Source organism: Streptomyces sp. NBC_01433, assembly GCF_026340105.1.
Taxonomy (GTDB): Bacteria; Actinomycetota; Actinomycetes; order Streptomycetales; family Streptomycetaceae; genus Streptomyces.
Map to the genome: position 1 here is coordinate 4,201,029 of NZ_JAPEPM010000001.1, position 16,697 is coordinate 4,217,725.

General features: G+C 70.9%; 12 protein-coding genes. 7 read left to right on the forward strand and 5 right to left on the reverse strand.

Features of this window, described 5'->3' with window-relative positions:
* Positions 1 to 69: 69 nt before the first annotated feature.
* A complete protein-coding gene (locus OG413_RS18870) occupies positions 70 to 966 on the forward strand; it encodes an arylamine N-acetyltransferase (protein ID WP_266807034.1) in 897 nt (298 codons plus the stop codon).
* A gap of 195 nt (positions 967 to 1,161) precedes the next feature.
* The gene (locus OG413_RS18875; RefSeq protein WP_266807036.1) at positions 1,162 to 2,046 is read left to right on the forward strand and encodes a YceI family protein; all 885 of its coding nucleotides are present in this window, start codon (positions 1,162 to 1,164) and stop codon (positions 2,044 to 2,046) included.
* Between the two features lie 35 nt (positions 2,047 to 2,081).
* On the opposite strand, the gene OG413_RS18880 is transcribed toward OG413_RS18875, so the two are convergent.
* Positions 2,082 to 2,327, reverse strand: a complete 246-nt coding sequence (locus tag OG413_RS18880) for a hypothetical protein (protein ID WP_266807037.1) — start codon at positions 2,325 to 2,327, stop codon at positions 2,082 to 2,084.
* A gap of 103 nt (positions 2,328 to 2,430) precedes the next feature.
* On the opposite strand from OG413_RS18880, the gene holA reads away from it, so the two are divergent.
* Positions 2,431 to 3,417, forward strand: coding sequence for a DNA polymerase III subunit delta (gene holA, locus OG413_RS18885; protein ID WP_266807038.1), 987 nt, complete (start codon positions 2,431 to 2,433; stop codon positions 3,415 to 3,417).
* A gap of 351 nt (positions 3,418 to 3,768) precedes the next feature.
* On the opposite strand, the gene rpsT is transcribed toward holA, so the two are convergent.
* The gene (gene rpsT / locus OG413_RS18890; RefSeq protein WP_073724481.1) at positions 3,769 to 4,035 is read right to left on the reverse strand and encodes a 30S ribosomal protein S20; all 267 of its coding nucleotides are present in this window, start codon (positions 4,033 to 4,035) and stop codon (positions 3,769 to 3,771) included.
* A gap of 215 nt (positions 4,036 to 4,250) precedes the next feature.
* Between rpsT and lepA the strand changes: the two genes are divergently transcribed.
* The 4 genes from lepA to hemW all read left to right on the forward strand — a co-directional run bounded on the left by lepA (position 4,251) and on the right by hemW (position 12,053).
* On the forward strand, positions 4,251 to 6,125 hold the full coding sequence (lepA, locus tag OG413_RS18895; RefSeq protein ID WP_266807042.1) for a translation elongation factor 4: 1,875 nt from the start codon (positions 4,251 to 4,253) through the stop codon (positions 6,123 to 6,125).
* A gap of 335 nt (positions 6,126 to 6,460) precedes the next feature.
* Entirely contained in the window at positions 6,461 to 8,350 is a 1,890-nt protein-coding gene (locus OG413_RS18900) for a long-chain fatty acid--CoA ligase (protein ID WP_266807044.1), read from the forward strand.
* 369 nt (positions 8,351 to 8,719) lie between these two features.
* The gene (locus OG413_RS18905; protein ID WP_266807046.1) at positions 8,720 to 10,738 is read left to right on the forward strand and encodes an ATP-binding SpoIIE family protein phosphatase; all 2,019 of its coding nucleotides are present in this window, start codon (positions 8,720 to 8,722) and stop codon (positions 10,736 to 10,738) included.
* A gap of 82 nt (positions 10,739 to 10,820) precedes the next feature.
* Positions 10,821 to 12,053, forward strand: a complete 1,233-nt coding sequence (gene hemW, locus OG413_RS18910; protein ID WP_266807048.1) for a radical SAM family heme chaperone HemW — start codon at positions 10,821 to 10,823, stop codon at positions 12,051 to 12,053.
* Between the two features lie 25 nt (positions 12,054 to 12,078).
* Here the strand turns inward: hemW and OG413_RS18915 are convergent, their stop codons facing one another.
* The 3 genes from OG413_RS18915 to OG413_RS18925 form a co-directional block, all read right to left on the reverse strand.
* Positions 12,079 to 14,964 (reverse strand): ABC transporter substrate-binding protein, encoded by a 2,886-nt coding sequence (locus OG413_RS18915; RefSeq protein WP_266807049.1) that lies wholly within the window; start codon positions 14,962 to 14,964, stop codon positions 12,079 to 12,081.
* A gap of 121 nt (positions 14,965 to 15,085) precedes the next feature.
* On the reverse strand, positions 15,086 to 15,904 hold the full coding sequence (locus OG413_RS18920) for a DUF3097 domain-containing protein (protein ID WP_266807050.1): 819 nt from the start codon (positions 15,902 to 15,904) through the stop codon (positions 15,086 to 15,088).
* Positions 15,905 to 15,943: 39 nt separating this feature from the next.
* Entirely contained in the window at positions 15,944 to 16,675 is a 732-nt protein-coding gene (locus OG413_RS18925) for an MBL fold metallo-hydrolase (RefSeq protein ID WP_266807051.1), read from the reverse strand.
* Positions 16,676 to 16,697 lie beyond the last annotated feature (22 nt).

Below are 16,697 nucleotides of genomic sequence, written 5' to 3' on the forward strand. Positions count from 1 at the left end.
AGCCCCGGTCGACGGTCCTAGGACCTGTGGCTCATGGCGTGGGAGCGCGCACTGGGACAGACTTCGGTCATGAATCCGCAACCGCCGCAGGCCGCCGATGCCGCAGCACCAGGCTCCTCCGCAGCCCACGACACCCCGGCCTCCCGGTCTTCCCCGGCCTCCGGCTCCGCCGGACCGGAGGTGGTCGCGGCGTACCTCGACCGCATCGGTGCCGAACGCCCCGCGCGGGCCGATGCCGAGGCGTTGCACGCGTTGCAGCTCAGGCATCTCATGGCCGTGCCCTTCGAGAACCTCTCGATCCATCTCGGCGAGGAGATCGTGCTGGAGGAGCAGGCGCTCCTGGACAAGGTGGTGAACCGTGGGCGGGGCGGCTTCTGTTACGAGCTGAACGGTGCCTTCGCCGTGCTGCTGAGGTCCCTCGGCTTCCGTGTGGCGCTGCTCCAGGCCCGGGTCTTCGGCGACGGTGGGCGCCTCGGTATTCCGTACGACCACATGGCGCTGCGGGTGGAGACCGAAGACGGTACGGGGCCGTGGCTGGCGGACGTGGGCTTCGGCGACCACGCCCTGCGGCCGCTCGCGCTGGACGACCGTGCCGGGCAGGAGGATCCGCGCGGTGTGTTCAGGTTCCGGGCGGTGCCGCAGGGCGATCTCGATCTGTTGCGGGACAACTCGCGCCAGTTCCGCCTCGATCTGCGGCCTCGGGTGCTGGCGGACTTCCGGGCCGGGGCCTGGTACCACCGCACGTCACCCGACTCCCACTTCACCCGGTCCCTCGTCTGCTCACGGGTCACCGACACGGGTCGGGTGACACTGAGCGGCCGTTCGCTGGTCACGACCGTCCGGGGCGAGCGGCACAGCACGGAGCAGGCCACGGACACAGAGGTGCTCGCCGCCTATCGCGACCACTTCGGTCTGCGGCTCTCCCGGCTGCCCGAAGTCCATGCGGGCCGCGACATCCCCGCATGAGTGACCGGCAGGGAACGGAACAGTCAATTCGGACCTTCGGTGATACCTCGCCACAACCCCCTCCGAGCACTCCGTTTGCCTCGAACGTCGCATCAGTGGTCGAATGCATGCTCGTCGGTGGGCCACTGCTCCGACAACGACGTCCTGCCGTCAGAGGCCCCGAAGTGTGAGATCGCCACTGGGAGTGCGTAAGAGATGTTCGGCCGTTGGCTGGGAAGCAGGAGTCGGACGGGCGCCGCGCACCAGGGCGCCTTCGCCGGATTGGCGGTGCCCCATTCCGCCGGTGTGCTCAGCTGTCGGGTGCTGGACCCGGTCAACGAGCCGGTGCGGCAGGCCGAGTACGTGGTGACCGACAGCGCGGGCCGCAAGGTCGTCGGCGGTGAGACCGACCCCTTCGGCAGCGTCCTTGCCACCGTCCCGGCGGGCGATTACCGGCTGGCGGTCACGGCGGACGGCTTCACCCCGTTCCACGGAGCGGCCGTCGTCTCCGAGAACGGCCACGCGAGCCTCGGCGATGTGACGCTTCAGATGTCGCAGCCCCCGCAACTGCCCGACCCCGGCGAGTGGGAGGTCGAGCCGAACCACTCGCAGATCGGCTTCACCGCCCGCCACATCGGCATGGCCCGTATCCACGGCAGGTTCAACACCTTCGCCGGTGCGGTACGGATAGCCGACCGCATGGAGGACTCCGCCATGCATGTGATCATCGACGCCGCCTCGATCGACACCAACGTGCAGATGCGCGACGACCACCTGCGCTCCGGTGACTTCCTCGACGTCGGGCGCTACCCGACGCTGGAGTTCTACAGTGACCGCTTCGTCCACCGCGGCGGCAGCCGCTGGGGCGTCACCGGTGCGCTCACGCTGCACGGGGTCAGCCGTACGGTGACGCTGGACACGCAGTACCTCGGTCTGGGCAACGGCCTGGAGGGTGAGGTCCGCGCCGCCTGCCGTGCCACCACCGAACTGCACCGGGAGGACTTCACCCTCACCTGGCAGACGATGCTGGCCCGCGGCATCGCCGCGGTCGGCTCCAGCATCTTCATCGACCTGGACATTCAGATCGTTCCCAAGGGCTGAGTCGGCGCACGCCCGGCCAACCGTGCGCGAGCTGGTCAGGGCACCTCCAGCCACCCCTCGTACTCCGCGGCGAACGCGTCGAGCGAGGCCGGGTCCAGCCGCCCGGCCGGGTCCTCGACGATCACCAGCCACTGGGCGTCCTCGGCGTCGTCCTCACCCGCCAGCGCGTCCCGTACGAGCTGCGGCTCCTCGGCCACGCCGAAACGGTCGGCCAGCTCCCCGGCCACCTCCTCCGCGGTGTCGCGGTCGGGCAGCACCAGTACATGTCTCACATCGCTCACCCGCCCATTCTCGGGCATCGGGCGGGTGCCCACGGGGGGCGGGTGCCCCGGGGCGGGTGGGGCCGCCCCGGGCTGTCAGTGGGGCGTGGGATGCTGGAACGCGATGGCCACCAGGAAGAATTCTGCCGACGATCCGCTCGCCCCCGTCACGCTCGCCGTGGGCCAGGAGGACCTCCTCCTGGACCGTGCCGTGCAGCAGGTGGTGGCGGCAGCCCGTGCCGCCGACGCCGATACGGATGTCCGCGACCTCAGCTCCGACCAGTTGCAGCCAGGCACGCTCGCCGAGCTGACCAGCCCCTCGCTCTTCGCCGAGCGCAAGGTGGTGATCGTGCGCAATGCGCACGACCTCTCCGCCGACACGGTCAAGGACGTCAAGGCGTATGTCTCCGCGCCGGTCGAGGAGATCACCCTCGTTCTGCTGCACGCCGGGGGAGCCAAGGGCAAGGGGCTGCTGGACGCGGCGCGCAAGGCCGGGGCGCGTGAGGTCGCCTGCCCCAAGACGACCAAGGCGGCCGAGCGGCTGTCCTTCGTACGGTCCGAGTTCCGTGCGCTGGGGCGTTCCGCGACGCCGGAGGCGTGCCAGGCGCTGGTCGACTCCATCGGCAGCGATCTGCGGGAGCTGGCCAGCGCGGCGTCCCAGCTGGTCGCCGATGTCGAGGGCACGATCGACGAAGCGATCGTCGGGCGCTATTACACGGGCCGCGCCGAGGCGTCCTCGTTCACCGTCGCCGACCGGGCGGTCGAGGGGCGGGCCGCCGAGGCGCTGGAGGCGCTGCGCTGGTCGCTGTCGACCGGGGTCGCGCCCGTCCTGATCACCAGCGCGCTGGCACAGGGCGTGCGGGCGATCGGCAAGCTCTCCTCGGCCCGGGGCGGCCGGCCCGCGGACCTCGCTCGCGAGCTGGGCATGCCGCCGTGGAAGATCGACCGGGTGCGGCAGCAGATGCGGGGCTGGACGCCGGACGGGGTCGCGGTGGCGCTGCGGGCGGTGGCGGCGGCCGACGCGGGGGTCAAAGGCGGCGGGGACGATCCGGAGTACGCCCTGGAGAAGGCCGTCGTCGCCATCGCCCGGGCTGCGCGCTTGGGGCGGTAGCCGGGGGTGGCGCCGAGCGGCACCTATGCCCGACTCTTCCCGTAGCCCGTAGCCCGTAGCCCGTAGCCCGTAGCCCGTAGCCCGTAGCCCGTAGCCCGTAGCCCGTAGCCCGTAGCCCGTAGCCCGTAGCCCGTAGCCATCCCATCCGCGTACGGGGGCGCGTAAAGGGGGCCGGGTACGCGAAAGCCCCGGTTGCCGTCCTGGGGAGGACGAGCTGCCGGGGCTGTCGGTTCAAGCGTCTTGTGCGCCGCACCCGCGTGGCGAACGCAGGTTCGGTGTGCGGCGCGGGGTGCCGGTCAGGAGCGGGAGAGAGGGCCCGCTGAGTCCGTACCGGCGATCACATCAGAAGGGTCAGGCCTGGAGAGCGGCAACCTTGGAGGCCAGCGCCGACTTCTTGTTGGCGGCGGCGTTCTTGTGGATGACACCCTTCGAGACAGCCTTGTCGAGCTGACGGGAGGCGTCGCGGACGGCCGTGGTGGCCTTCTCGACGTCACCGGCAGCGGCGGCCTCTCGGGCCTTGCGGACCGCGGTCTTGAGCGACGACTTGACGGCCTTGTTGCGCAGGCGCGCCTTCTCGTTGGTCTTGTTCCGCTTGATCTGGGACTTGATGTTCGCCACGACAGAGCCTTTTCAGGTTCGTTGGATCTTCGATGTGCGCCACGCCGCTCGTGAGAGCCACGAGGCACAGCTGCCCACGGTACCAGTCACTCTCCGACCGGCCTAAACCGGTCGCTGCCCCGCAGCCATGGGACGATGGAAGCTACGTATTGATCCGACCGACCCGACATCGACCCGAGACACGGCGTTCGGCGTCTCAAGAATCAGGACCCTGCGTGCCCGCGACTCCTATCCACGTGCCCGAGCCGAGCCGTACCGACCCGGCGCTGATCCGCAATTTCTGCATCATCGCGCACATCGACCACGGCAAGTCGACCCTTGCCGACCGGATGCTTCAGCTGACGGGCGTGGTCGACCAGCGGCAGATGCGCGCTCAGTACCTCGACCGGATGGACATCGAGCGCGAGCGCGGCATCACGATCAAGTCCCAGGCGGTACGTCTGCCCTGGGCGCCCAACACCGTAGACGGCAAGGGCAGCACCCACATCCTCAACATGATCGATACGCCGGGCCACGTGGACTTCACCTACGAGGTCTCCCGTTCGCTCGCCGCCTGCGAGGGCACGGTCCTGCTGGTCGACGCCGCGCAGGGCATCGAGGCCCAGACGCTCGCGAACCTCTATCTGGCGATGGAGAACGACCTCACCATCGTCCCCGTGCTCAACAAGATCGACCTGCCCGCCGCGCAGCCCGAGAAGTTCTCCGAGGAGCTGGCCAACCTCATCGGCTGCCAGCCGGAGGACGTCCTCAAGGTCTCCGCGAAGACCGGTGTCGGCGTGGACGCCCTGCTCGACCGGGTGGTCCGGGACGTGCCCGCCCCGGTCGGCAAGGCCGACGCCCCCGCCCGAGCGATGATCTTCGACTCGGTCTACGACTCCTACCGCGGTGTCGTCACCTATGTCCGTGTCGTCGACGGCCAGCTCAGCAAGCGCGAGCGCATCCGGATGATGTCCACGGGCGCCACCCACGAGCTGCTGGAGATCGGTGTCTCCTCCCCGGAGATGACCCCGGCCGACGGCATCGGCGTGGGCGAGGTGGGCTACATCATCACCGGTGTGAAGGACGTCCGGCAGTCCAAGGTCGGTGACACGATCACCTCCCTCAGCAACGGTGCCACCGAGGCGCTCGGCGGTTACAAGGACCCCAAGCCGATGGTGTTCTCGGGGCTGTACCCGCTGGACGGCTCGGACTACCCGGACCTGCGCGAGGCACTGGACAAGCTCCAGCTCAACGATGCCGCCCTGGTGTACGAGCCGGAGACCTCCGCGGCGCTGGGCTTCGGCTTCCGCGTCGGCTTCCTCGGCCTGCTCCACCTCGACGTGGTCCGTGAACGCCTGGAGCGCGAGTTCGGTCTCGACCTCATCGCCACCGCCCCGAACGTGGTCTACCGCGTCGAGATGGAGGACGGCACCGAGCACATCGTCACCAACCCGAGCGAGTTCCCCGAGGGCAAGATCGACAAGGTGCACGAGCCCGTCGTGCGCGCCACGGTCCTGGCTCCGAGCGAGTTCATCGGCGCGATCATGGAGCTCTGCCAGAACCGGCGCGGCACCCTGCTCGGCATGGACTATCTGTCCGAGGACCGGGTCGAGATCCGCTACACGCTGCCGCTCGCCGAGATCGTCTTCGACTTCTTCGACCAGCTGAAGTCCAAGACCCGCGGCTACGCCTCGCTCGACTACGAGCCCACCGGCGAGCAGTCCGCGCAGCTCGTCAAGGTCGACATCCTGCTGCACGGCGACAAGGTCGACGCGTTCTCCGCGGTCACGCACAAGGACAAGGCGTACGCGTACGGCGTGCGGCTCGTGGCCAAGCTGCAGAAGCTCATCCCGCGGCAGAACTTCGAGGTGCCCATCCAGGCGGCCATCGGCTCCCGGGTCATCGCCCGTGAGACCGTCCGCGCCATCCGCAAGGACGTCCTCGCCAAGTGCTACGGCGGTGACATCTCCCGTAAGCGGAAGCTGCTGGAGAAGCAGAAGGAGGGCAAGAAGCGGATGAAGATGGTCGGCAACGTGGAGGTTCCTCAGGACGCCTTCATCTCCGTACTGTCGACGGACGAGTCGGCCGGCGAGGCCAAGGGCAAGAAGTAGCCCGACGCGGAGAAGCCCCGGTCATCCGTACCGATGAGTAGCGCGACAGGCCCCCGTGCCGCAGAACCTTGCGGCACGGGGGCCGTTCGTTATGAAGCGGCGGCCGATTGCCTCTTACATGGCGCTCCCGCGCGCTCTACTCTGATCACGACCCGCTGGTTACTCACCAGTTAAACAAGCGTGATCCAACGGCAACGAGCGAGAGCGTCGAGCAAGAACGACGAGCAAGAACAACGCACGAGAACGACGAGCGAGAACGACGAGCAGGATCAGCAGAAGCAGCCGCAGTATCAAGAAGCCGGTCGAAGCAATGCCGCAGGCCCGGAGGACGCGTCGTGAGCGACACACAGACCTTGATCGATAACCGACCGCCCTCTGTGGCGACTCTCTTCATCGACCGCGTGGCGGCCACCCCGGACGGGGAGGCCTACCGCTATCCGGTGCCCGCCGTCTCGGGCCAGGGCCCCGACGAGTGGAAGTCGCTGAGCTGGGGGCAGGCCGCCGAGCGGGTCTACGCGATCGCCGCCGGACTGATCGCGCTCGGGGTGGAGCCGGAGGAGCGCGTCGCGCTCGCCTCCGCCACCCGTGTGGAGTGGATCCTCATCGACCTCGGTGTGATGTGCGCGGGCGGCGCGACCACCACGATCTACCCCTCCACGAACACCGAGGAGTCCGCCTTCATACTGGCCGACTCCGAGAGCCGGGTCCTGATCGCCGAGGACGCCGCGCAACTGGCGAAGGCCCGTGAGGCCCGCGCCGAGCTGCCGAACCTCGCCCATGTCGTCGTCATCGACCCGGCCGGCGCCGAGCCCGTCGAGGGCGACCCGGAGGGCTGGCTCCTCACCCTCGCCGACCTGGAGGCGCGGGGCGCCGAGCACCTGGCGAAGCACCCGGACGCGGTCACGGACCGGGTCTCCGCCATCACGGCCGACCAACTGGCCACCCTGATCTACACCTCGGGCACCACCGGCCGTCCCAAGGGCGTCCGGCTGCCGCACGACAACTGGTCGTACATGGCCAAGGCCACCGTGGCGACCGGCCTGATCACCGCGGACGACGTTCAGTACCTCTGGCTGCCCCTCGCGCACGTCTTCGGCAAGGTCCTCACCTCCGGGCAGATCGAGGTCGGTCACGTCACCGCGGTCGACGGCCGCATCGACAAGATCATCGAGAATCTGCCGGTCGTCCAGCCGACCTACATGGCCGCCGTCCCCCGGATCTTCGAGAAGGTCTACAACGGGGTCGCCGCCAAGGCGCGGGCCGGTGGCGGCGCCAAGTACAAGATCTTTCTGTGGGCCGCCGGGGTGGCCCGGGAGTACGCGAAGGTCTCCCAGGACAACTTCCGGCGTACCGGCACGGCTTCCGTACCCTTCGCGCTCGGCGCCAAGCACAAGGTCGCCGACACGCTCGTCTTCGCCAAGATCCGCGAGGCGTTCGGCGGCCGACTGCGGGCCTGTGTCTCCGGCTCCGCGGCACTCGCCCCCGACATCGGCTACTTCTTCGCCGGGGCCGGGGTCCACATCCTGGAGGGCTACGGCCTGACCGAGAGCAGCGCCGCGTCCTTCTGCAACCCGGGCGAGGCATACCGCACCGGCACCGTCGGCAAGCCGCTCCCCGGCACCGAGGTGCGGATCGCGGACGACGGCGAGGTCCTGCTGCGCAGCCCCGGCATCATGCAGGGCTACCACCGGCAGGCCGACAAGACCGCCGAGGTGCTGGAGTCGGACGGCTGGCTGCACACCGGCGACATCGGTGAGCTGTCCGTGGACGGTTACCTCCGGATCACCGACCGCAAGAAGGACCTGATCAAGACGTCCGGCGGCAAGTACGTCGCCCCGGCGGAGGTCGAGGGTCAGTTCAAGGCGGTGTGCCCGTTCGTCTCCAACATCCTGGTGCACGGCGCGGACCGTAACTTCTGCTCCGCCCTCATCGCGCTCGACGGTCCCACCATCCTCGGCTGGGCCGCCGAGAACGGCCTGGAGGGCAAGTCGTACGCCGAGGTGGTGGCGGCGCCCGCGACGGTCGAACTCATCGAGGGCTACGTGAAGCGCCTCAACGAGGGCCTCCAGCGCTGGCAGACCATCAAGAAGTTCCGCCTGCTGCCGCGCGACCTCGATATCGAGCACGGCGAGCTGACCCCCAGCCTCAAGCTGAAGCGGCCGGTCGTCGAGCGCGAGTACAAGCAGCTCATCGAGGACATGTACGCGGGCTCGCGCGAGGCGTAACGGCCGGTTCGGGCACGGGGGCACATCAGACGCGCCGGAGGCCGGACAGGAGAGCGGGCAAGGGAGCGGGCAGGGGAGCGCGCCGAAGCGTGTACCGAAGCGCGCGGTGAAGCGTGTGCCGCAGGTCGAGCAACGTACGCGCCCTGCGGGACGCACGTGGCGCGGGCGGGTGCGGCAGATGTGTACGCATCTACCGCACCCGCCGCGTTCCGCTTCTACCTGCCCACCCGTGTTCCGCTTCCTGCCGCATCGCGTTCGAACCCGCTCGAATTTCTGCCCACTTCGGTAACTCGGTGCTTATGCGCGCGGCCGGTCTGTCACTCTGTCGTTGTTGTCGGCGGCGTTTCGTGAGACCGGTAGGAGCCGCACGTGGGGCCCATTCCCTTGCAGCGGGACATCGTGCACCGTCCCGTCACCGGCGGTGCCGGTCAGTTCGACGACCCGCGCCTGGTCAGCCGTACCAGCCTGCCCGGAATACCGCTCGCCCCGTCCGCGGCGCGCAAGTTCGTACGCGCCGCGCTCGCGGAGTGGGCCGGGATCGGGGTGCCCGCGGCCGTGGGCTTCAGCGACCGGCTGGCCGACGACGCGGTGACCGTCGCCAATGAGCTGGTCACCAACGCGGTCGTGCACGCCGGGACGGCCGTCGACCTGCTCTTCCGCCTGGAGGAAGCGGCCGACGAGACGCCCGCCGCCCTCGTGCTGGAGGTCACCGACCACCACCCGGCCCGCCCGGTGAGCGGCGAGCGGTCCGGCGCCGCGGCCGGCCCGCCGACGGAGCGGCCCGACCCCGCCGAGTACGGCCGCGGCCTCCAGCTCGTCGCCACCCTCGCCGAATCCTGGGGCATCACCTACCGCACCGGCCTCAAGACCGTCTGGGCCCGCCTCTCCGTCGACGAGTGGAGCGCGCCGCCGGGACCGTCCGAGGAGGACACCCTGCGGTGCGGCCTGCGGGCCGCCGAGATCCTCGCCCCCACCGTCCGGCGCGCCGAACGCGACGACGCGGGCTGGGACAACCGGGGCGCGCTCTCCTTCCTCGCCGAGGCGTCCGACCTGCTGGCGGGCCAGCTCGACGAGGACCTCGTGGCGGCCATAGCGGGACAGCTGCTGGTGCCCAGGCTCGCGGACTGGTGCGCGATCTGGCTGGAGAGCGAGGGCGGCGGGCCCGCGGCGGCACCCCGGCTCGCCCGCGTCTGGCACCACGACGAGACGGGGACCGAGGCGCTGCGCACGGTGCTGGAGAAGGAACCCCTCCGGCTGCCCGGCAGCGCCGGCTCCGGGCCCGTACCCATGCCCTGGCCCACGGACGGCGGTGCGGAGTCCGACGAGCGGCACGGATCACCGGACGGCGGCGCGGGGGCCGACGAGCGGCACGGGCGGCCGGACGGCGGCGCTCCCGAGGGGGAACCGGACGCGCGGCCCGGCGGCCGTGACGGAGCCGCCCTCGCCTACCGGATCACCGCGGGCGGCCGCTCTCTCGGCGCCGTCCTGGTCGGGCGGGAGGGCGTCGCCCGGGTGCCCGACGAGGTGGCCGCGCTGATCGAGGACTTCGTCCGTCGCCTCGGCCTCGCCGTCGGTGCGGCCCGCGCCTACACCCGGCAGGCCACGATCAGCCGCATCCTCCAGCGCGGACTGCTGCCCAGCAAGGTCGCGGAGATCCCCGGAGTCACCAGTGCCCTGGTGTACGAGCCGAGCGACGACGGTGTGGTCGGGGGTGACTTCTACGACATCTTCCCGTGCCCCGGCGACCGCTGGTGCTTCGTGCTCGGCGACGTCCAGGGCAGTGGCCCCGAGGCCGCCGTCGTCACCGGACTGGCCCGCCCCTGGCTGCGGCTCCTGTCCCGGGAGGGCTTCGGCGTCGGTGAGGTCCTGGACCGGCTCAACCGGCTCCTCCTCGACGACGCCATGGAGGCCGCGGAGGCCGCCGCCCTGATGGTCGCCGCGGCGGGCGGGCAGCAGCTCCAGGACGGCTCCCAGTCCCGGTTCCTCTCCCTGCTGTACGGGGAGATCGTCCCGCTCCCGGACGGCGGGGTGCGCTGCACCGTGGCCAGCGCGGGCCACCCGCTGCCCCTGCTGCTGCGGCCCGACGGCTCCGTACGTCCCGCGGCCGATCCCCAGGTGCTGCTCGGCGTCGTCGAGGACGTGGCGTACGAGAGCCAGAGCTTCGACCTGGCACCCGGCGACGCCCTGCTCTGCGTCACCGACGGGGTGACCGAGCGGCGTTCGGGGCGGCTCCTGTTCGACGACGGGGACGGGCTCGCACGGGTGCTCTCCGGATGCGCCGGGCTGTCCGCGGAGACGATCGCCGACCGGATCAAGCGGGCCGTCCACGAGTTCGCCGAGCTGCCGCCGGACGACGACGTGGCCCTGATGGTGCTCCGGGCCGACTGAGGGCGGATGGATGGCGTACGGAGGGACCGCCCCGGCCCGCAGCGGGTCGGGGCCGCTCCGGCGGCGAGTGACAATGGACGGTATGCCTTCCGTACTGCCCGATGGTGAGCCCGTGCCCGACGACGGGGCGCTGCCCCGCCATGCCCTGGAAGGCGCCGCCGACCGACCGCTCGGCTTCTACCTGCATGTGCCCTACTGCGCCACCCGCTGCGGCTACTGCGACTTCAACACCTACACCGCCACCGAGCTGCGCGGCTCCGGCGGCGCCCTGGCCTCCCGCGACAACTACGCCGCGCACCTGATCGAGGAGGTCCGCCAGGCCCGCAAGGTCCTGGGCGACGACCCCCGGCCGGTCCGGACCGTCTTCGTCGGCGGTGGCACCCCCACGCTGCTGCCCGCCGCCGATCTCGTACGGATGCTGGGGGCGATCCGCGACGAGTTCGGGCTCGCGGCCGATGCCGAGATCACCACCGAGGCCAACCCGGAGTCCGTCGACCCGGCCTATCTGGCGGCCCTGCGCGAAGGCGGCTTCAACCGGGTCTCCTTCGGCATGCAGAGCGCCCGGCAGCACGTCCTGAAGATCCTGGACCGTACGCACACCCCCGGGCGCCCCGAAGCCTGTGTCGCCGAGGCCAGGGCGGCGGGCTTCGACCACGTCAACCTCGACCTGATCTACGGCACCCCCGGCGAGTCCGACGATGACTGGCGGGCCTCCCTGGACGCGGCCATCGGCGCGGGCCCCGACCATGTGTCGGCCTACGCCCTGATCGTCGAGGAGGGCACCCAGCTCGCCCGGCGCATCCGGCGCGGCGAGATCCCGATGACCGACGACGACGCGCACGCCGACCGGTACCTGATCGCGGACGAGGCGATGGCCGCCGCGGGCTTCTCCTGGTACGAGGTGTCCAACTGGGCCCGGACGCCCGAGGGCCGGTGCCTGCACAACGAGCTGTACTGGCGCGGCGCCGACTGGTGGGGCGCCGGGCCCGGCGCGCACAGCCACGTGGGCGGGGTGCGCTGGTGGAACGTGAAGCACCCGGGGGCGTACGCACAGGCGCTCGCCGAGGGCCGCTCGCCCGGGGCCGGGCGCGAGATCCTCGCCGCCGAGGACCGCCGGGTCGAGCGGATCCTGCTGGAGCTGCGGCTGCTCGAAGGGTGCCCGTTGTCGCTGCTCAGGCCGGACGGCCTCGCGGCCTCGCGACGGGCCCTCGCGGACGGGCTGCTTCAGGCCGGTCCGTACGAGGAGGGGCGTGCGGTCCTCACCCTGCGGGGGCGGCTGCTGGCCGACGCGGTGGTGCGGGACCTGGTGGACTGAGACGACCACCCCTCCCGCCGCCCCGCTACGGCTTGCAGTCCTCGCGGGCCAGCGGCTTCGGTATGCCCGCCGGTTTGCCGCACAGGACGGTCCGCTCGGCGTCCGGCCCGGGGCGGACCACCTTGATGATGTTGATGCCGTGCATGTTCTCGGCGGGGGACGCCTTGTCCCTGCTGAAGGTGATCGTCCCCGTGGGCATGCTGTTGAGGTCCACCGTGTGCAGCGTCGCCCAGGTCTCCGCCGCGCTTCGCCGGGTGTCCCCGCGGGCGGCGGCGTCGTACAGCGCGGCCGTCGCGCTGTAGGAAAGTATGGTCTGACCGCTGGCGAACAGCTCGTCCTCATAGGCGGGTGTGCCCGCCGACAGAGCCGTCAGCTCCCCGTCGGGGTGCAGGTCGGCCAGCGCGCTGCGGGCATCGCTGTAGAAGCCGAGGTTGCCGCCCTTGTCCAGCGGGGCCAGTGAGCTGTGGTAGAGCGTCACGTTCGCGGCGATGGACGTGCTGGCCTCGAAGGTGCCCTTCGTCAGATCGTCCCCCGTGAACACCGTCAGGGGCTTCTTGGAACAGAGCCCCTGCGAGAGGCCGCTCATCAGGTTCGGGACGTCCTCGACCCGGCCGGCGAAGTACAGCGCGTCGGGCACCGGGTCCAGCTTGCAGATCGTGGTCACCGGGGTGTTGAGGCTGGCACCGCCGGAGAGCTTGTACGTGATGTCGTCGCCCACGCCGAACCCCGCCTTGCGGAGCATCGACCGGCCCGCCTCGCGCTGCTCGGCCGTGTACCGGTCCTTGTCGCCGTTGCGCAGCTCCCTGGAAAGCACGATCGCGCTCGGGGCGGTCCTCCCGCCCTTGAGCTTCTCGGCGATCTGCCGGGCGACCAGGCCGAGGGCGTACGCCTGCTCCTCGTCGGTCGCGGCGAGACCGAAGTAGTTCGGGTAGTCCCGGGGCAGGTCGCTGCTCGAATTGGTGGTGTCGACCAGCGGCAGACCGGCCTTCCGGAGCCGGCCGGTGGCCGCCGCGCTCTCCTGCGTATTACGGCCGAAGCCGACCACGCCGACCACGGTCGGGTCCCGCTCCGCCACCTTTATGATCTTGTCCACGGCGGTCAGCTGATGGAGCATGTCCTGACCGCCGTTGGCCGTGAGGACCCGCAGCTTGACGGGCCGGTGCAACGTCTCGTTCACCGAACGCTGGTGGAGATAGACGCCGGTGAGCTCCTCCAGCCCCTTGCGGGTGAGCTTGTCATCGCCGTTCCGCGCGGTGAGCGGCCCCGCGTAGACGATGGTGACGTAGTTCTCGTTCGGCCCGATGCCCGCGTTCTCGTCGCGGATCGCCTTCTCGACACGTTCGAAGCTGATGCCCTTGCCCGCACCGTTCAGTGTCAGCTTGTTGCCCTTGGCGAAGAGCACCTCGGGGGACGTGGCCACCCCGACGCACTCCTTGTCCTTCCCGGATCCGCTCCAGATCGCGTCCGTGTTGCGGTCGGTCAGCGGGCCGTGGCAGTACTCCTTCCGCCAGTGCTCGCTCCACAGGAAGGTCCCCAGCAGACTCCCGACGAGGACGAGCGCGACGGCCGCCCTGGACATCACCCACCATGCCCAGGTCCGCCGGACCCGATAGGTGACGAGTTCCGCGTGCGCGTGCTCATGGGTCAGCTTGCCGGTGGACAGCGGCAGCCGGAGCACCCAGGCCAGCGTCGCGGCCGCGACCGGGGACTGGCCCAGGCTCAGATCATCGACCCAGCGCTCGTAACGGGCCCGCGCCGCCGCGGAGACGCTGGGCCCGCTCGCGGGCGGCCGGTCCGCGGGCAGCGGCGGGGTGTGCCGCATGATCCCGGCGGCGGGCAGGGACGCCAGCAGCAGCAGCGGGTCCACCTCGCTGCGCCGGGAACGTACGTTGTTCATCGCGTTGATCAGCAGGATGCCGCCGTTGTCCTGGGTGGCCGTGGGCAGGAACACCACCGGCGGGACCGTCCGCTTGCTGCGCCGCCAGTCCAGCGTGTGCGGCCGGTAGTTGTGCAGCAGGTCCTCCAGCAGGGCCTGGACCCGCAGCTCCAGATGGAACTGGCGCGCGTGCTCGTCGCCCGCCCGCGCGTCGGCCACCCGCTCGGCGACCGCCGCCGCGCGGGCCCGGATCACCCGCCAGGAACCGCTCGGCGAGAACCGGGACCAGCCGTCCGAGGGGTACCCCGTACTGGAAGCGGCCAGCGAGGAGGTGGTCGCGAACCACCGGCTGGCCCGGCGCAGCCACAGCAGCGGGGGCGCGGCGCTGCTCAGCAGCCGTACGACGGCCAGGCCGAGCAGTGCGACGGCCGCCACCAGGGCGGTCAGGAGCCAGCCGATCTCGCCGAGCAGCACGCTGAGCACGGCGATGAAGACGGCACCCATGAAGGTCTCCGGCCGCACCGAGGCCCGCAGCGAGTCCCACCAGTTGTTGGTCCCCGACCGGCTGGCCCGCCAGCGCAGCCTGCCCAGCTGCTCAAGAATCCTTTCCTCACGTCCGCGCGCCGACCGCCCGCCGGGCTGCGCGAGCACCGTCGTGGTGGCCTGCTCGATGGCGCCGAGGAGGCGTGAGCGGGGGAAGGAGAACGGCTTGTACTGCGAACTCTCCCGGGTCTCCCAGGGCTCCTCGCTCAGCCTGCGCACCATGTCGAGCGCCGCGTCGTACGGGGTCCGGCCGTCGCCGTCGAGCAGCTTCACCGGGACCCGGCGGAGCTGATTGGCCCGGTGGATCTGGAGCACGATCTGCTCGACGCGCGCGTCGATCTCGGAGCCCACGTCGGCGTCGGCCGCCTGTGCGACGACCAGTGGCATCACCGGCCGGTTGACCTTGTACTGGTCGATCAGCTGCTGCATGAGGTGGAAGACGGCCGAAGCCGCCTCGTTCTCCGCACTGTCCTGCCACACCTCGCGTGTCATATGGCCCCCGTGCCTTCCCGTCGCCCGCCGAGCCCCTTCACCCCTCAATAACCGATGGTGCGTGTGTGGCGCAGGCGTTCAGCGGGATCGGTACCGGATTCTCTTCAACGGGGGCCGGATTTCAGGCAGGAAGCGTGACGAAGTCGATCAACTCCTCGACCCGGCCCAGGAGTTGTGGTTCGAGGTCGCGGTAGGAGTGGACCTTGGAGAGGATGTGCTGCCAGGCCGCCCCGGTGTTCTCCGGCCAGCCCAGCGACCGGCACACCCCTGTCTTCCAGTCCTGGCCGCGCGGCACCACCGGCCAGCCCGCGATCCCCACCGACGAGGGCTTCACCGCCTCCCAGACATCGATGTACGGGTGGCCCACCACCAGCACGTTCGCGTCCGACACCTGACCGGCGATCCGGGACTCCTTGGAACCCGGCACCAGATGGTCCACCAGCACCCCCAGCCGGGCGTCCGGCCCCGGCGAGAACTCGCGCACGATCGCCGGGAGGTCGTCGATGCCCTCCAGGTACTCGACCACCACGCCCTCGATCCGCAGGTCGTCGCCCCACACCCGCTCGACCAGCTCCGCGTCGTGCCGGCCCTCCACATAGATCCGCCCGGCCCGCGCCACCCGCGCCCGCGCGCCGGGCACCGCCACCGAACCCGAGGCCGTACGGGCGGGCCGGACGGGACCGGCGGCCGACGGGCGTACGAGCGTGACGACCCGGCCCTCCAGCAGGAAGCCGCGCGGCTCCATCGGGAACACCCGGTGCTTGCCGAAGCGGTCCTCCAGGGTGACCGTCGGGCCCTGGGCCGTCTTCTCGCAGCGGATCACCGCACCGCAGAAGCCGGTGGCGACCTCCTCCACGACCAGATCGGGCTCGGCGGGGACCTCGGGGGCGGGGGCGGACTTCTTCCACGGCGGGGTCAGGTCCGGCTGATAGCTGCGCATGGCACGACGATAAGACCGACCGGCACCGTGGGCGGCCTCTCACGACACGCCGAAGCGCTCCGCCAGCCGGTCCCGCTGCGCCCGTACGAACGCCGCGTCCACCACCGCCCCGTGACCCGGTACGTACAGCGCGTCCTCGCCGCCCAGCGCCAGCAGCCTGTCCAGCGCGGCCGGCCAGCGGGAGGTGACCGCGTCCGGGCCCGCCTGCGGTTCGCCGGACTCCTCGACCAGGTCGCCGCAGAGCACCACCGCCGGCTCCCCGTCCGACCCCGGCACCAGCGCCGCCAGATCGTGGCCGCTGTGCGCCGGACCGACATCGGCCAGCAGTACCCGCCGGCCGCCCCCGAGGTCGAGCGTCCACTCCCCGCACACCTCGTGGTGCGGAGCCACCAGGACATCCACCGCCTGCGCGGCCAGCTCCTCGGGCACCCCGTGGCGTACCGCGGAGGCGCGCAGACCGTCCGCCTCGCGGTCGAGGAGACCGGAGATGCCGGCCGCCCCGTATACCTGGACCCCGGCGAACGCCGCGGTGCCCAGCACGTGATCGAAATGCGGGTGGCTCAGTGCGACATGTGTCACCCTGCGGCCGAGCAACGCCTCCGCCTGCGTCCGCAGCCCGACGCCCTCACGCAGCGTCGACCCGGTGTCGTAGAGCAGCGCCCCGCCCGCTCCGGCCACCAGCGCGACCGTCGCATCCCACCCGGGAAGCCGCCGCCGGCCCACACCGTTGCCCAACCGCTCCCAGCCGAACTCTTCCCAAGAGACGTCCATGCGGCGACGCTATCGGCAACGA